Origin of the sequence: Selenomonas sp. oral taxon 478, from assembly GCF_001189555.1 — a bacterium.
Taxonomy (GTDB): domain Bacteria; phylum Bacillota; class Negativicutes; order Selenomonadales; family Selenomonadaceae; genus Centipeda; species Centipeda felix.
The window spans coordinates 285,284-301,573 of sequence record NZ_CP012071.1 but is presented as its reverse complement, the minus strand read 5'-3'; the positions used below and the strand labels follow the sequence as shown (position 1 = coordinate 301,573).

The following is a 16,290-nucleotide window of genomic DNA, read 5'->3' as shown; positions in this document are numbered from 1 at the left end:
CATGTCATCTTTAGAGGATATACGGAATAAAATTAAACTTATTATATTGGATGCTGTTATCCTCGGGGTCATGCCCCTTTTTGCATCCTTGCTTCGATTTGATGGTGTTCTGCCGGCATATGAAGCTACCGTGCTTCGTGTATGGATGCTTCCCTGTATCGCTTTCGGGATTGCCGTATTCTATTTTTTCGGCATGTATCATCGTATGTGGCGCTATGCCCGCATGCGCGATCTTTATGCCATTGTAGGGGCCGTTACCCTGGCAGAGACTGGTATGTTTTTGCTTCTTTTTTATGCAGGTGAGAACATATCCAAAAGCATCTTTCCGATCTCATGGATGTTGGTGTTGGGGGGAGTCGGACTGAGCCGGCTTGCCTTTAAGATAAATCTGAATATAGGAAAAGAACGAGAGCAGACGTATAAAAACCTTTTGATTGTTGGTGCTGGTGACGCAGGTGCCATGATTGCGCGGGAAATCGAGCAAAACGATGCGGCGGCAGTTAAAATTATTGGCTTTGTTGATGATGATGCAAAGAAAAAAAATAATCGCTTGGCGGGGGTTTCCATTCTGGGCGGGACGGACGATATTCCTGAACTTGTTCAAACGCATCATATAGAAATGCTCATCGTCGCTATCCCCTCAGCAGGTGGGGATAAGATACGCAGAATCACCGATATATGTCGTCGAACTTCTTGCGCTGTGCGTATCATGCCGGGACTGTATGAGATGACGGATAATGTGCGTATGCAGCCGGGGATGCGGCGGCTTCGTGACATACGGCTTGAGGATCTCTTGCGGCGTGAACCGATTCACCTTGATTTTGATAAAATTACGCACTACATAGCGGGAAAGACTGTTTTAATCACTGGAGCGGGTGGTTCGATCGGATCGGAATTAGCACGTCAGATCAGCCGTGTCGGTGCAAAAGAAATACTTTTATTGGGGCGCGGAGAGAATAGTATTTATGAAATTTACCAAGAACTGAAAGTAAAGTTTCCGGCGCAGTCATATCGCACAATTATTGCAAACGTCACGGAGAAAACCCGCATGGAAGAAGTGTTTCAGCAATATCATCCTGAAGTGGTCTTCCACGCCGCTGCGCATAAGCATGTCCCGTTGATGGAGATGCAGCCCGAAGAAGCGGTTCATAACAACGTATTTGGCACAAAAAACGTAGCGGAGCTGGCAGATACATACCGCAGTGAGATATTTGTCCTGATTTCTACGGATAAGGCAGTCAATCCTACCAGTGTTATGGGAGCGACAAAGCGTGCAGCAGAGCTTGTCTTGCAGGAAATCAACCAAAACAGTGCGACGAAATTTGTCACCGTCCGATTTGGTAATGTTCTGGGAAGCCGGGGGAGTGTCGTGCCTCTCTTTGAACGTCAAATTGCAGCGGGCGGGCCTGTTACGGTCACCCATCCGGAGATGACCCGATTCTTTATGACCATCCCTGAGGCTGTGCAGCTTGTCTTGCAGGCGGGCAGTCAGGCGGAGGGCGGGGAGGTATTCCTGTTCGATATGGGAGAACCTGTGAAAATTAATGATATGGCGTGTGACCTGATTAGGCTGCACGGATTGACACCAAACAAGGATGTCAACATCATCTATACTGGAATGCGACCCGGAGAAAAATTATATGAGGAGCTCCTCACGAGTGAGGAGGGGACGACAAGTACGAAGCATAAAAAAATCTATAAGGCTAGGATCTCACCTCTGAACACAGAGACTCTTAGGGAAAACCTAAAGATCTTGTCTCATACACAAGATCAAATCATTGTAATAAAAACATTACAGCAGATGATTCCAACATACCGAAGTAAGCAACTCGAGGATATCGAAAATCAAAGGAGAGCGATTTGAAATGAAAAAAAGAACAGTATCTTTTTCCCCACCGGATATTACGGAAGCAGAGATTGCAGAAGTGGCAGAGGCAATGCGTTCAGGGTGGATTACGACGGGACCGCGTACGAAGCAGTTGGAACGATATATTGCGGATTTTTGTCATACGCCCAAAGCTGTTTGTTTAAATTCTGCAACTGCTGCGTTGGAGCTCACCTTGCGTGTCCTTGGGATTGGTGAGGGCGATGAGGTAATTACGTCCGCATATACCTATACAGCTTCTGCAAGTGTTGTAGAGCATGTAGGTGCTCGTTTAGTGCTGGTGGATACGGCATCTGACTCATATGAGATGGATTATGATGCGCTGAGAGATGCGATTACATCCCGTACAAAGGCAATTATCCCTGTAGATGTGGGGGGGATTCCCTGCAACTATCAACGCATCTTTTCAATCGTTAATGAAAAAACCCCCATATTTCATCCTAAGAATACGATTCAAGAAAAAATAGGGCATGTTGTTGTTGTTGCAGATGCTGCACATGCTTTTGGTGCAATGCGCCAAAATAAGATGGTGGGGGAGATTGCTGACTTCACCTCTTTTTCATTCCATGCAGTCAAAAACTTTACAACGGCAGAGGGAGGTGCTGTTGTATGGCGGAAAGATCTTCAGCTGGATGATGAGGAAATCTACCGTCAATATCAACTTCTATCGCTGCATGGTCAGTCTAAGGATGCATTGGCGAAGACACAACTAGGGGCGTGGGAATACGATATTGAAGGAACTTACTATAAGTGTAATATGACGGATATTATGGCAGCAATAGGATTGGTTCAGATGCAGAGGTATCCTGCTTTGCTGAAACGTCGTCGACAGATCCTTGAATCCTATGCCAGAGGTCTTAAAGGTGAGCCTATAGAGATTGCGGAGCATTACGGGACACAATACACAAGCAGCGGACATCTCTGCTTGGTTCGGATTCTGAATGCAGATATAGAACAGCGCAATCAATGTATCGTGAGAATGGCAGAACGTGGGATAGCTACAAACGTCCACTATAAACCCCTTCCTTTACATACTGCCTACAAAAAGTTGGGCTTCTCCATTGAAAATTATCCCAATGCCTATCAGATGTTTCAGAACGAAATTACCTTGCCTTTGCATACCAGGTTAACAGATGAGGATGTTGACTATGTTGTGCAGAATTTCCGTGAAGTTTTATCGGAGCTTTGAGTATGATTCTGCGAGATTGGTGTGATCTGCCACAGGATATGCAACATCCCTCGATAAGGTCATATTATGATGTTTTGCATGGGAAGAAATATCAACTTTTTTTAAAGTTCCTTTTGGATCGAATCATTGCGGGGATTTTACTCATTCTTCTTTTGCCGATATTGTTTGTTTTGGCTATCTGTATCAAAATAGATTCACCAGGCGAAATTTTTTTTCGGCAGAAGCGTATCACGCGCTACGGAAAAGAATTTTATATATATAAATTTCGCACAATGGTTCAAAATGCTGAAAGTGTTGGTGCGCAGGTTACAAGTGATAATGATGCACGCATTACAAAAGTCGGAAGGCAAATTCGTGATCTGAGGCTTGATGAGTTGCCACAGCTGATCAATATTTTGCAAGGCGATATGACTTTTGTAGGGACGCGCCCGGAAGTTCCAAAGTATGTTGCGCAGTATACGGAAGAAATGCGTGCAACACTTCTCATGCCAGCAGGGGTTACGAGTGAAGCCAGTATCAGTTACAAAGATGAGAGCCGCTTGCTGGAGGGTGCGGTTAATGTAGATGATGTATATGTCAATAAGGTCTTACCAGAAAAGATGAAAGTAAATCTTCTTTCACTGCAGAAATTTAATTTAGCGACGGATTTTTTTCTTATGCTGAAGACTGTACGGGCAGTTTTGTAATATATGCAGTGATAGAGTGTGGTGGGGGATATCGTCCATGCAAGTCGAAAAACTGGAAGAAGCAACTCCAGATGAGATAAGGGGCATTCAACGAAAATCGTATAAAATATTGTGTTATTTTCAAGACTTTTGCAATAAACATAATCTGCAATTTTATCTTGCAGGAGGTACGCTGATCGGAGCGATAAGACATCAAGGCTTTATTCCGTGGGATGATGATGTTGATATTTTTATGCTCCGCCAGGATTATGAACGCCTTCCTTTTCTATGGAATAAATATGCGGATACAGAACGCTATTCGTACTGTAGGACAAATGAAAAGGAAAATTATCACGATACGGGAGCGTCTATTCGTGATAATAATACGACATTTATCAACTACCATAGTGTGAATGATGATATTCATCATGGACTCCAAATAGACTTGCTCCCCATTGATACAAGACCGGATGGGTGGATTGCATCCAAAATTCAGATATTCTGGGCTATGCTTTACTCCCTGTTTAATGCACAGAGGTTGCCGGATCGTCAGGGGAAGATTCTTCGCGGACTATCCTTTGTTTTGCTGAAGCTATGTAGATCAAAAAGTCTTCGTTATAAAATATGGAGTTATGCAAAGAAAAAAATGACACGGTATGAACATGCTGAATCGGCCTACTGTGTTGAATTGTCATCGGGGCTAAGATCAATGTTGCGTGTTTTGCCAAAGGAATGGTTTAGTCATACGACAATGGTTCCTTTTGAGGATCGTATGATGCCGGTTATGCAGGGCTATGATCCCTATCTTCGTGCAGTATGGGGGGATTATATGCAGCTTCCGCCTGTGAAAGATAGAGTGGCAAAGCATAATACGGTTTTTATTGACTTGGATAATTCCTATCAAAAATACAAGGGGATATATTACTTGACGAATAATAGCTCGGAGTAGAGGTAGGTTTCTTCTATGAATATTGCAGTGATCTTTGCCGGCGGTGCGGGCAAGCGCATGAATACGAGGGCTCTACCAAAGCAGTTTTTAGAAATGCACGGGAAGCCTGTTTTGATCTATACGTTGGAGCACTTTCAGAATCACCCTCAGATCGATGCGATCGTACTTGTCTGTATTACATCCTGGATTGATTATGCTGAGAAGCTGATTCGTGCGTATCACATGAATAAGGTCGTTGATATAGTCCCTGGCGGATCAACAGGCCAGGAGTCGATATTCGAAGGACTCAGTCGTGCGCGAGAGATCTCAAAGAGTGAAAAAGATATTGTTTTAGTACATGATGGCGTGCGCCCTCTCATTGATGAGGAAACGATTACTTCGTGTTTGGCATCGGTGGCGCTCCATGGAAATGCCGTAACAACCACTCCTGCGATTGAAACGATCTTCGTGCAGGATGAGAAGGATATGGTCGGTCAAATTTTCAACCGTTCCCGTTGTGCCATGGCGCGCGCGCCACAGTGCTTTTACCTTACAGAACTCTACCAAGCGCATTTGCAGGCGCAGGCGGAGGGACGGGACGATTTTATAGACTCGGCAATGATGATGCAGTACTACGGCACACGCCTATACACGGTAACAGGACCTGTTGAGAATATCAAGATTACAACGCCGACCGACTTCTATCTCTTCCGTGCGCTCTTAGATGCACAGGAGAATATGCAGATTGTCGGACTCTAAGTTATCACCGTGGCTCTAAAAATGTTTTTCGCCAGAGAGGGAATTGCTATGTGGATAGAAAATGATGTATTTCGTGAGGATATGGAGTATATTGCGAATGTCCATTTTTTGCCATGGGAAGACATGAGGGAGAAGACTGTACTTATTACAGGTGGTACCGGACTCCTCGGATTTAATCTCATCTCTGCGCTCTCCTACGCCGCTCTGTATCGAGAGATTCCCCTGCGTATTTTAGCCCTGATTCGCGATGAAGAACGTGCCAAAATACGTTTTCAGGAACTTTTAGAAGCAGGAGCACCCCTCTTCTTTCTGCATGGAGATCTTACGAAGATCCCCTCCATTCAGGAAAATGTTGACTATATCATCCATGGAGCAAGCCCGACAGCAAGCCGTTACTTTGCCGAGTATCCGGTAGAGACCATCCGTGAAAATCTTACGGGGGCGGTTTCACTTCTCGAAATGGCGCGTGAGAAACAAATCCAATCCTTTCTTTTTTTGTCCAGTATGGAGGTCTATGGTGCGCTTCACCGCAGAGAAAAAGTGGATGAAATGCACGAGAGTTTTGTCAATACAATGCAGCCGCGCAGCTCTTATCCCGAGGTAAAGCGTATGATCGAGTCTCTTTGCTGTTCCTATGCTGCGGAGTATGGTGTTCCGGCGAAGGTGATACGGCTTACACAGACGTTTGGTGCGGGCGTGCATCAGAATGAGAATCGTGTGTTTGCACAGTTCATGCGGTCTGCCTTACGCGGTGAAGATATTGTGCTCAAGACCAAAGGTGGTACGGAGCACTCGTATCTATATACTGCGGATGCAGTCACCGCTATCCTTTCTGTCCTCCTCTGCGGAAAAAACGGCGAGGCTTATAATGCGGCGAATGAAGTCGCCTACTGCTCGATTCGTGAGATGGCAGAATGTGTAGCGCATCTTCCGATTGTTCAGGAAAAATACGGATCACCTGTAGGTGTTGTTATTCGCGAGGATGAAAAGAGTGCAGCCGTCTACCCGCCGGAACTCTATATGAATCTTGATACAAAGAAAATTCAAACGCTCGGCTGGCAGCCGCGTTGGGGCTTGCAGGATATGTTTGAGCGGATGATGGGATCGTATTCCTAACAGATTTTTGATCGGAGGGCGGGACTGGATGGCAAAACCATCAGAGGTTTTATTTGTCATAGACTCAGGAGCATATTATCTATTCAAGGATCTATGTGAAGTACCGACAATAAACAAGTATATTATGACAACGCCCTACAACACGTTCCTATCCTTTGTCTATAAATTACATACCAATAAGCGAATTGGGGAATATCTATGGCTTCCCTACCGTGATATATGGTTTCATTATGAAAAAATTGAGCGCTTGTTACCTTCTGTTGGCTATTTACTTATAAACAGCATGGCAATGTCACTGCCCACATTGTCTTTTTGGGAAAAATTAAAGCGTAATCATCCAACGGTAAAATTTGTTCTGCTCATGGTCGACTCGATGCATGGGCAGTCAAAACATATGTTGGAAGTCAAGAAGAGAATCAACCAGTTCTCATGGGATATGATTATGTCGTATGATCTCCATGATTGCATTGAATATGGGTATACGTATATAGGGTTTTCTTATTACTCTCGCTATGATGATGTTGCTCCTTCTCATATAACATCGGATCTATACTATATCTCTTCGTTAAAAGGACGCGAAAAAATCCTAAGGGAAATTAATAAAGCCTGTAGTGATAATGGAGTAGATTATCTTTTTAAGCTATACAGTATCTGGAAAAAGGTTGATTACTGTGAGATGCTAAGAAAGCCGTTACCCTATGCAAAGGTTCTGGCAGATGTCCTGGCTACGAATTGTATTTTGGAGATTTTGCCAGAAGGACAAAAAGCGCAGTCGCTCCGCTATTTGGAAGCACTTTGCTATAATAAAAAGCTGCTGTCAAATAATCCGGATTTAAAAAACATTCCTTTTTATGATGCACGATATATGCGTTCCTTTGCTCACGTTGAAGATATTGATTGGGAGTGGGTCAGGAGGAAAGAAGAAGTGAACTATGAGAACAGACCAGATATATCTTCTGCTGCTCTATTAAACTATTTGTTTTGAGCTTAGATGGTTTTGTTTGAAGTGATCGTGTGATTTTACATTTTTATTGGGGAAATCATGAAAAAGACACTAAATGCCTGTTTGATTATCTTTTTTCTGTTGTATGCAATAGGTCAGTTTTCTTCTGATATAAAAATAGTCAGCCGCATATTTTATTTGACTTTTATATTCCTGTCGGTGGTGCTGGTTACCTTTCGAAAGCAGATATTCATTCCAGTAAAAGTTAATGACGTTGTTTTTTTTGTATATCTATTTTGTTCTACGTTATATGGCATACATAATGGATTTTACGAGCATACACTTAATGAAATGTTTGCTTTTGCTGCCTTGTGGCTGTCGTGGAAAATCGTTATTTTTTCGTACAAGAATAAATTCTTGGATGTAATGTTGATTCAGAAATATTTATATTACGTGATGATACTTTGGTTTTTGGCCTATGTACTCACAGGAGTCGGCGCGGTACTTGGTCTTATACCAGATAGTGTTCTTATAGCGGCACTATCCGAATGGGTAAAAAACAGAGGGATGTCAATAGATACAGTGGGCGCAATTCTACAGGGGACGGACGGAGTTCTGGGACTGCTGCCAAGGCTGTCGACAGGATTAAATATAGTTCCTCTTATTATCTTGTTGCTGCATTCATATAAGAACAAGGGCGTGAATCCTTTTGTCTGGTTCCTGGGGTTAGTTTTTGTTTTGATTGATTATGGGAGAGTAGATGTTTTAGTTTTTGTGTTAGCTACGCTGATTGCGGCTAAAACTACAATGAACCGTATTCTTGATTGCTATTGGGGGCGCCTTGCACTCCCGCTATGCACTATGATTTTTGTGGTGATTATAGGGCTTTTATTTGAAAAGGAACTGTTTGATTTTTTTCAAAGTATATTCATCAACGAAAGGACGAATGCATCTAATTTTGAACGAATACGACAATATAATGATCTGATGGATGCAGTTTTGGAGACGCCTTTCTTAGGAGCGGGTATGGGAGCATATATAGCGAATAATATCAGGAATGATATTAACTACTGGGAATATGAACTACAAGTTCTAGCTTTCGTGTATCAGCTTGGTATCGTTGGGCTTGTTGCGGTGGTTATAAATTTTGTTTCAGACTATATTCTTACAGTATGGAAATATACAGAAGGCTCCCATGTGATGCTGATTTTGGTATGCGGGATATGGATTGTTGCTTCGTGTATCCAAGGTGGGATTTTCTTTGATGGGAAAATAATTCTTCCTATTTTATTTTTTATGTCATTGAGATCCGCTGAGACTGTGCACTCCGCACGTTAAGATTCCTTTTAGAGACATTCTCTTGAAAAGATAGATTCGGAAGATGAAATTCATGGAAAAAAGTGAGGGAAACTATGTATCAACCGAAGATTACGTTTATTACAGCCACGTTTGATTCGGAAAAGACATTGGAGCAAACTATATCCAGCATACTGGATCAGACCTATCACAATATTGAGTATATTATAGTGGATGGAGGATCTACAGATAGAACGATTGATATAATAAAAAAATATGGGAATAGAATTCGATGGATTAGTGAGCCGGACAATGGCATTTGTGATGCGGTGGGAAAAGGAATTGCACTTGCAACAGGAGATTATATCAATATACTCGGTTCGGATGACGCACTTTTAGACCCCGGTATTATTGATGCTGTGGTAAGAGAGCTTCAGGACAAACCGGATTTTTTGTCATGCAATAGATATAATATAGATGAAAAGACGTTGTTGCAGTATCCTTTTTGTAATACGCAGAGGATACGAAATGGATTGATTTGCATTCCCACTGAAGGTGCGTATATTGGGCGACATGTTCTAGAAAAATATCCCTATGATCGCGAATTAAAATTTATCAGTGATTATAAACTTTCTATGCAGTGCCAATTAGATAAAACGATAAGAATTAAGTACAGCGACATATTTACCGCATTTTTTTCAGCGTCGGGAGCTAGTTCAAATCAAGTCTTGACTGAAACTGAGTCCGCTGCGATTTATGAAAAATTACAAATGGATCCTAGACTGTATTATGGTGCTGCACCTCAAGGGTGGTGTGCTCGAATAAAAAAAATTATGCAGGATAATATGCCACTATCCCTACTATTGTCTATTCTTTCTATGAAAGGAAAATGCTTGGAATATATATTTAAGGCTCTTCCTACGGCTGTGTACTATGCGTATCTTCGGCTTAAACATCCATCTGCAGTTCCGCATATATGTAATAACAGGCTATGCAGATGGTGTCACCGTGGACTATGATATAAATTATCTGCGCAATAATGTCGTTTTCTTTGGGAAGTGTTAGGGATTGGCTTGTTTAGTGAATAGCCTGCTTTTATTTATGGGGAACGATATATTTTAATGTACTGAACAAATAACTCTATTTAGAGAGGTAAACGATGCGAGTAGCAAATGTATTGCGCAACAGCATATATGCGATGCTCCTTTATGTTGTATTGGCTGTACTCGGCATACTGATCCGGCAGGCGTTTACGCGCAATCTTCCCATCGAACTTCTTGGTCTTGAGGGGCTGTTCACCAACGTAATTGCCCTCTTGTCCATTGCGGAGCTAGGGATCAGCACCGTGGTCAGCTATGGACTCTATCGGGAGATTGCCAATAAGAACGAAGCTGAAGTCAATATGCTGATGAGTATCTATCGGTATATCTATCTCATCATAGGAACCGTGGTTGCACTCATCGGAGTTGTTCTGTTCTTCTTTTTGCCATGGATTGTGCGGGATAACAGTGTCGAATGGCACTATGTGCAATTCATTTATGTGATTCAGATTTGTACTGTGCTGAGTACGTATTTTCTAGCGTATCGGCGTACGCTGTTTACGGCAGATCAGAAGGACTATATTTGTGTCCGTATTGACCTCGTCTGCTCGTTTGCTGCGAATCTTATAAAGTTTGCTGCGATTGTTGTTTGGCAGAGCTATACGATGTATGCCCTCACCGCGCTTGGGTTTAATATTTTGGCGAACTTGATTATATCACATCGGCTTGGACGAGAATATCCATTCTTGCGTACGGTGAGGGTTACAATACAGGATTTACGGCAGCGAAAATTCTTTGTGGATATAAAAAATTTTCTTATCCATAAACTATCATATCTTGTTTATTTCGGCACGGACAGCATTATTATTTCGTCTTTTCTAGGACTTCGTACAGCTGGCCTGGTAGCGAACTATGTTCTTCTCTGCGATGGTGTGTATAAACTCTTGTATAAGATGTTGCAGGGAATTATTCCCTCTGTCGCGAATTTGGTCTATACGGATGATCGAGAAAAGAGCTATCGTGTTTACCGTATGTTGGACTTTGGTTACTTCTTGATGGGGGGGTATATTGCCTGTATCTACTTCATTGTACTCCAACCCTTTGTGGCATTGTTTTTTGGGACGGAATTCCTGCTTGACGACGCCTATGTGATGGCCTTGGCTGTAAATGTTTTTCTTGGTATGCAGTTTGAAAATGCATACAATTTTCGAAGCACACACGGTGTCTTTGAAAATGATCGCGGCTATATGGTTCTGTCTGCTGTGACAAATTTGATTCTATCGGTGATATTGGCTCAGTATCTTGGTGTTGTCGGCGTTATGATCGGTACGATTGCAGGGCTAGGGTTTATCGTATATGGTCGCGTTCAGTTTGTCTTTCGTGTGATCTTTCGACGAAGTATGAAGACCTACTGGTGGAATCATGCATGGTGGAGTATCGTGGTTTTGCTCGAAATTCTGTTGATTGACCAGATACTAAGTGCACCTTTTTTCTCATCGACGTATATGGGACTGATGATCAAGTGTTTCTGTGCGGCCGGTTTGATGCTTGGAATGCAAATTCTTGTGTTTCATAGGCGTGAGGAGTTTCGAAGCATGTGTGTGTACGCAGGCGAAGCACGGGCAGTTCTTATGAGTAAAATTCGGGGGAGGAAATCTCAGTGAAAAAAGCGTTGATTACAGGAATTACAGGACAGGATGGCTCATATCTTACGGAACTGTTGCTGGAAAAGGGATATGAGGTACACGGTATCATTCGCAGACAGAGCAGTCAGAATACGGAGCGGATCGATCATATTTTAGGCGATCCGGTATTTGCCGATCGCGTTTTCCTGCACTATGGCGATATGACGGATTCAAGCAATGCACACCGCTTGATTCAGGAGATCCGGCCGGATGAAGTCTATAATCTTGCGGCGCAGTCCCATGTGGCAGTATCGTTTGAGGTGCCGGAGTATACGGCAGAGGCAACAGGTGTCGGTACGATTCGTCTGCTTGAGGCAGTACGCCAGAGCGGGCTGCCGATACGCTTCTATCAAGCATCGACTTCAGAACTTTTTGGGGGCTTGCCCGAGACGGCGCCTCAGAGCGAGGCAACTCCATTCTATCCGAAGAGTCCTTATGGGGCGGCAAAGCTCTATTCCTTTTGGATTACAAAGAACTACCGCGAGTCCTATGGAATGTTTGCGTGCAACGGAATCCTTTTCAACCATGAGTCACCGCGTCGCGGGGAGACGTTTGTGACACGCAAGATTACGCTTGCAGTTGCTCGGATTACGAAGGGCTTGCAGGAGAAACTGACCCTTGGAAATCTTGAGGCGAAGCGCGATTGGGGCTTTGCGGGGGATTACGTAGAGGGGATGTGGCGGATACTTCAGCAGGAGCATCCGGAGGACTATGTACTTGCCACGAATGAGACCCATACTGTGCGTGAGTTTGTTGAGAAAGCTTTTGCTGAGACGGGCGTTTCGATTCGCTGGGAAGGTGAGGGCATCAATGAGAAAGGCTACGATGCCAAAACGGGAAAGCTTCTTGTCGATGTGGCAGAGCAGTTCTATCGTCCGGCAGAGGTCGAGCTTCTTTGGGGAGATTCGACGAAGGCAGAGAGAGAGCTGGGCTGGAAGCGCAAGATTGGATTTGCCGAACTGGTCAAAATGATGGTTGCAGCGGATTTGGAGAACATACACTCCTGAAAGGGCGGGGATGAGTTTGCCGAGTGTAAGAGATGCGTTCTTTTCTGAAATCTATCGGATGACGGAGCAGGGAGAAGACATCGTTATTGTATCTGCGGACTTAGGCGCGCCGAGTTTGGATGAATTTCGGCGTAAATTTCCGCATCGCTTTGTCAATGTTGGCATTGCAGAGCAGAACCTCCTCTCGGTTGCGACCGGTCTTGCGCTGAGTGGGAAGCATGTCATTGCTTTTGGTCTGAATCCTTTCCCTGTGACGCGTGCGTACGACCAGCTGCGCAATTTCTTGGGCGATCTTAGGATTCCGATTACTGTTGCAGCGCTCAATACAGGGACATGCTCGGCAGAATGTGGATACACACATATGCCGCTCGAAGACTTTGCAATGGTTCGCATGATTCCTTCCATAAAGATGGTAAATCCATCCGATACTTCTATTGCAAAAGCGGCAGCGCGTGAGCTGGTGATGTCCTCGTTGCCGACGTATATTCGATTTGATAAATTTTTAACGAAAGAGTATTATCAAGAGAGTGAAGTAGACTTCCAAAAAGGTTTTTTTGAGATGCATTCCTCGAAGCGATTTGCTGTTATTACGACCGGAAATTTTTCCGCTGTGCTGAAAGATAATATTAATTCGGTTAAGATTGAGGGCGAGTCTCCGAGTTTTTTTGATTGTTATGCGTTCCCGATGGATATGGATTTGTTGGTGAAACGTTTGATACAGTTCTCGTGCATTGTGACACTGGAAGATCAAACAGTTTGCGCGGGGCTTGGTTCACTTATTATGGAAATTCTTTCTAAGCATGGGATCGTAAAGCCGATTCGGTCTTTGGGCGTTGAACCGAAGCACTGGGAAGGGCGTATTATGAACCGCAATGCGATCTATGATGAAATGGGATATGATATAAAATCGCTTGGAAAACGACTGCAAAAGACCTTTGAGGAGATGATGGATAATGGCTGAAGCACGTGAATTTGAATCGTTGTACGCATTGTCCTATCAGATGCGAAAGCGTTTTTTGGAAATTTTTACGCGACTCGGATTCGGTCACGTGACGACTGCTTTTTCGGCAACGGAAATTTTGGTAACACTCTATAAGGAAGTTTTATGTTACCAAGCAGAAAATCCAAACTGGGGAGGCAGGGATCGGTTCGTCCTGAGTAAGGGACATGGTGCGGGTATGCTTTTTCCAATCTTCGAGGAGATTGGCTATCTTTCCCCCGAACAGACCAATGACATGATCCGCATTGGAGGAGACTACGAGTATATTCGCAGTTTGTTTTTGCCCGGCTATGATTTTTATGGCGGTTCTCTCGGGCACGGCTTAGGGATTGCAGCAGGATTGGCACTTGGTGCACGTTTGAACCGAGAGGATTGGTACACATATTGCCTCGTTGGCGATGCGGAGTGTTGTGAAGGCTCTGTTTGGGAGGCGGCTATGTTTGCGGGGCATCAAGGTCTGAGCAACCTTGTCGTCATTGTAGACCGCAATGCGCTTGGATGTTCAGATTTTACTGAGCGCATGCTACGTATGGAACCTTTTGCTGAGAAATGGAGTGCTTGTAATTGGGATGTGCAGGAGGTCGATGGACATACGTATGAAGAGCTTGTTCCTGTTCTGAAAGCGAGTCATTCTCCTCGTAGATCTAGACCGCGTTGTATTATTGCTAATACCATCAAAGGGAAAGGGCTCGAATATCTTTATGACAAGCCTTTAATGCATGGCTATATGCCCAATAAACCAGAGGATGTCGAAAAAGCATTTAGGGAATTGAAGAGGTATTAGGGGTATATTTGTATGTAACAGATTGTTCGTTGCTGACTAGGAGCTGTTTATGAACAAGGATAGTAGAATCTATATAGCCGGACATACTGGTCAAATTGGTTATGGATTGGCAAAAAAATTACAATCGGATGGTTATGAAAACATAATTTTAAGAACGCATGATTCTCTAGACTTATTAAACCAAAAGAGCGTATGGGATTTTTTTAAAAAAGAGAAGCCGGAGTATGTATTTTATTGTGCTGGGGTACTTGGCAGTATTGATTACTTTGTGCATGAAAGAACTGCGGTCATCTACAATAATCTTATTATGCAGGCTAATGTGATTCACTCTGCTGTCAAGAATAATGTAAAAAAATTGCTCTATGTAGGCAGTGGATCCGTTTATGGTAGCCATGCTTCTCCACCATTTCAAGAAACTGCAGCGATAGACTCTATACAACAGGGCGGAATGGAGGCGTATTCTGTTGCCAAGATTGTAGGGCTTGAATTGTGCAAACAATATCATGGTATCGATGGGAGAAAATGTATCTCCGTTTTACCCACGCATGTGTATGGAACGAAGAATATTTCTCGTATCAAGAACACTCTGGTCGAAGAAATATTGCAAAAAATGCACCAAGCAAAGCAAGAAGGCGTAAAAGAGCTTGATTTAGACATATGGGGGACGGGAAAGAAGTGTATTCGGCAATTTATCTATTTAGATGATTTGGTGGACGCACTTATTTATATGATGGTCAACTATGATGAGAATTTACCAGTCAATATTGCCCCGAAGGAAGCGGTTTCTCTGGATGAATTAGCGCATATTATTCAAGAAGTTGTCGGTTATACGGGGACGTTGCATTATCAGACAGATAAGCCTGAAAAGGCCGATGATCGACTCATGTCGGTAACATATATGCAGAAGCAGGGGTGGAACCCCCGTTATACATTGCGGGAGGGAATCCAATCTTTCTATACATGGTATCTTGATGAACTTCAGAAAAAAGGAAAACAGGTGTCATAAAATAAAACAACAGGAGGGAATTAGGTGAGGATCTCAGATAAGATCTATGTCGCAGGCCATACAGGGATGGTTGGTCTCTCCATTGTGCGCCATCTGCAGAAGAGTGGATACAACAACTTGCTTTTGAGAACACATGGCGAGCTTGACTTGACAGACCAGCAGGCAACAAGGAACTTTTTTGAACAGGAACAGCCGGACTATGTGTTTATCGCCGCAGCGAAGGTCGGCGGAATACAGGCAAACAACACGTTTCCTGCAGATTTTTTGTATGTGAATCTAATGATCAATGCGAACATCATTCATGCAGCACATGAAGTCGGTGTGAAAAAACTCCTAGCTCTGGGGAGTTCCTGTATCTATCCGAAGTTTGCCGAGCAGCCAATCCATGAGGATGCGTTGTTGGACGGTAAGCCCGAGCCGACAAATGAGGGGTATGCCATTGCGAAGATTTCGGCGATGGAATTGGTGAAATTCTTCCACCGTCAATACAATGATCCATTTATCAGTTGTATGCCAACGAATATCTACGGTGAGAATGATAACTTCGATTTGCAGGGGTCACATGTTATCCCTGCGATGATTCGTAAATTCCATACGGCAAAACTGGAAGGCGCGGATTCTGTTGCTCTCTGGGGGACGGGAAGCCCTTTGCGTGAATTCCTCTATGTGGATGACCTTGCAGATGCTTGTGTTTTCCTTATGGAGAATTATGATGAAGAGGGGCATATCAATATCGGCAGCGGAGAGGAAGTGTCCATGAAGGAGCTGGCCGAGGAGATTGCATCCGTTGTTGGTTTTAATGGAGAACTGATATATGATACGGAGAAGCCGGATGGAGCACCTCGCCGTCTTGTGGATTCTACCCATATTCATGAACTTGGGTGGCAGCATAAGGTGGAGTTGCGTGAGGGGCTTGAACGTTCGTATCAGTATTTTTTAAATCACTGTGTAGATAAGTAAGTGTTTTTTGCGAAGGTGGTGTAGTAT

At 43.6% G+C, this 16,290-nt stretch carries 15 protein-coding genes; all 15 read left to right on the top strand.

Annotation, left to right across the window (positions count from 1 at the left end; translation table 11 throughout):
- Position 1: 1 nt before the first annotated feature.
- The 15 genes from ADJ74_RS01425 (at position 2) to ADJ74_RS01355 (ending at position 16,263) form a co-directional block, all read left to right on the top strand.
- Entirely contained in the window at positions 2–1,864 is a 1,863-nt protein-coding gene (locus ADJ74_RS01425; protein WP_071844279.1) for a nucleoside-diphosphate sugar epimerase/dehydratase, read from the top strand.
- A 1-nt stretch (position 1,865) separates the two neighbouring features.
- Positions 1,866–3,074, top strand: a complete 1,209-nt coding sequence (locus tag ADJ74_RS01420; RefSeq protein WP_050341354.1) for a DegT/DnrJ/EryC1/StrS aminotransferase family protein — start codon at positions 1,866–1,868, stop codon at positions 3,072–3,074.
- Positions 3,075–3,076: 2 nt separating this feature from the next.
- Positions 3,077–3,760: a sugar transferase gene (locus ADJ74_RS01415; RefSeq protein WP_050341352.1), complete on the top strand. Its 684-nt coding sequence runs from the start codon at positions 3,077–3,079 to the stop codon at positions 3,758–3,760.
- A 37-nt stretch (positions 3,761–3,797) separates the two neighbouring features.
- A complete protein-coding gene (locus tag ADJ74_RS01410; protein ID WP_050341350.1) occupies positions 3,798–4,688 on the top strand; it encodes a phosphorylcholine transferase LicD in 891 nt (296 codons plus the stop codon).
- Between the two features lie 15 nt (positions 4,689–4,703).
- The gene (locus ADJ74_RS01405) at positions 4,704–5,426 is read left to right on the top strand and encodes a 2-C-methyl-D-erythritol 4-phosphate cytidylyltransferase (protein WP_050341348.1); all 723 of its coding nucleotides are present in this window, start codon (positions 4,704–4,706) and stop codon (positions 5,424–5,426) included.
- 48 nt (positions 5,427–5,474) lie between these two features.
- Positions 5,475–6,542, top strand: coding sequence for an NAD(P)-dependent oxidoreductase (locus ADJ74_RS01400; RefSeq protein WP_050341346.1), 1,068 nt, complete (start codon positions 5,475–5,477; stop codon positions 6,540–6,542).
- Between the two features lie 28 nt (positions 6,543–6,570).
- The gene (locus ADJ74_RS01395; protein WP_050341344.1) at positions 6,571–7,527 is read left to right on the top strand and encodes a hypothetical protein; all 957 of its coding nucleotides are present in this window, start codon (positions 6,571–6,573) and stop codon (positions 7,525–7,527) included.
- A gap of 57 nt (positions 7,528–7,584) precedes the next feature.
- Entirely contained in the window at positions 7,585–8,823 is a 1,239-nt protein-coding gene (locus tag ADJ74_RS01390) for a hypothetical protein (protein ID WP_050341342.1), read from the top strand.
- 74 nt (positions 8,824–8,897) lie between these two features.
- Complete coding sequence (locus ADJ74_RS01385) at positions 8,898–9,800, top strand: glycosyltransferase family 2 protein (protein ID WP_050341340.1); 903 nt, start codon at positions 8,898–8,900, stop codon at positions 9,798–9,800.
- A 140-nt stretch (positions 9,801–9,940) separates the two neighbouring features.
- Positions 9,941–11,485: a lipopolysaccharide biosynthesis protein gene (locus ADJ74_RS01380; RefSeq protein ID WP_050341338.1), complete on the top strand. Its 1,545-nt coding sequence runs from the start codon at positions 9,941–9,943 to the stop codon at positions 11,483–11,485.
- A complete protein-coding gene (gene gmd, locus ADJ74_RS01375) occupies positions 11,482–12,513 on the top strand; it encodes a GDP-mannose 4,6-dehydratase (RefSeq protein WP_050341336.1) in 1,032 nt (343 codons plus the stop codon). The genes ADJ74_RS01380 and gmd overlap by 4 nt, the downstream gene beginning before the upstream one ends.
- Positions 12,514–12,523: 10 nt before the next feature.
- The gene (locus ADJ74_RS01370; protein WP_050341334.1) at positions 12,524–13,474 is read left to right on the top strand and encodes a hypothetical protein; all 951 of its coding nucleotides are present in this window, start codon (positions 12,524–12,526) and stop codon (positions 13,472–13,474) included.
- Complete coding sequence (locus tag ADJ74_RS01365) at positions 13,467–14,297, top strand: transketolase (RefSeq protein WP_050341332.1); 831 nt, start codon at positions 13,467–13,469, stop codon at positions 14,295–14,297. Before ADJ74_RS01370 ends, ADJ74_RS01365 begins: the two co-directional genes overlap by 8 nt.
- Before the next feature lie 49 nt (positions 14,298–14,346).
- Positions 14,347–15,303 carry an NAD-dependent epimerase/dehydratase family protein gene (locus ADJ74_RS01360; RefSeq protein ID WP_050341330.1) on the top strand — a complete coding sequence of 319 codons (957 nt, stop codon included), beginning with the start codon at positions 14,347–14,349 and terminating at the stop codon, positions 15,301–15,303.
- 24 nt (positions 15,304–15,327) lie between these two features.
- Positions 15,328–16,263: a GDP-L-fucose synthase gene (locus tag ADJ74_RS01355; RefSeq protein WP_071844278.1), complete on the top strand. Its 936-nt coding sequence runs from the start codon at positions 15,328–15,330 to the stop codon at positions 16,261–16,263.
- Positions 16,264–16,290: the final 27 nt, after the last annotated feature.

What these genes read in the sequence shown, in the direction of transcription:
- ADJ74_RS01425 (WP_071844279.1), top strand. Translation starts at nt 2, where the DNA reads ATGTCATCTTTAGAGGATATACGGAATAAAATTAAACTTATTATATTG.
- ADJ74_RS01420 (WP_050341354.1), top strand. Translation starts at nt 1,866, where the DNA reads ATGAAAAAAAGAACAGTATCTTTTTCCCCACCGGATATTACGGAAGCA.
- ADJ74_RS01415 (WP_050341352.1), top strand. Translation starts at nt 3,077, where the DNA reads ATGATTCTGCGAGATTGGTGTGATCTGCCACAGGATATGCAACATCCC.
- ADJ74_RS01410 (WP_050341350.1), top strand. Translation starts at nt 3,798, where the DNA reads ATGCAAGTCGAAAAACTGGAAGAAGCAACTCCAGATGAGATAAGGGGC.
- ADJ74_RS01405 (WP_050341348.1), top strand. Translation starts at nt 4,704, where the DNA reads ATGAATATTGCAGTGATCTTTGCCGGCGGTGCGGGCAAGCGCATGAAT.
- ADJ74_RS01400 (WP_050341346.1), top strand. Translation starts at nt 5,475, where the DNA reads ATGTGGATAGAAAATGATGTATTTCGTGAGGATATGGAGTATATTGCG.
- ADJ74_RS01395 (WP_050341344.1), top strand. Translation starts at nt 6,571, where the DNA reads ATGGCAAAACCATCAGAGGTTTTATTTGTCATAGACTCAGGAGCATAT.
- ADJ74_RS01390 (WP_050341342.1), top strand. Translation starts at nt 7,585, where the DNA reads ATGAAAAAGACACTAAATGCCTGTTTGATTATCTTTTTTCTGTTGTAT.
- ADJ74_RS01385 (WP_050341340.1), top strand. Translation starts at nt 8,898, where the DNA reads ATGTATCAACCGAAGATTACGTTTATTACAGCCACGTTTGATTCGGAA.
- ADJ74_RS01380 (WP_050341338.1), top strand. Translation starts at nt 9,941, where the DNA reads ATGCGAGTAGCAAATGTATTGCGCAACAGCATATATGCGATGCTCCTT.
- ADJ74_RS01370 (WP_050341334.1), top strand. Translation starts at nt 12,524, where the DNA reads ATGAGTTTGCCGAGTGTAAGAGATGCGTTCTTTTCTGAAATCTATCGG.
- ADJ74_RS01365 (WP_050341332.1), top strand. Translation starts at nt 13,467, where the DNA reads ATGGCTGAAGCACGTGAATTTGAATCGTTGTACGCATTGTCCTATCAG.
- ADJ74_RS01360 (WP_050341330.1), top strand. Translation starts at nt 14,347, where the DNA reads ATGAACAAGGATAGTAGAATCTATATAGCCGGACATACTGGTCAAATT.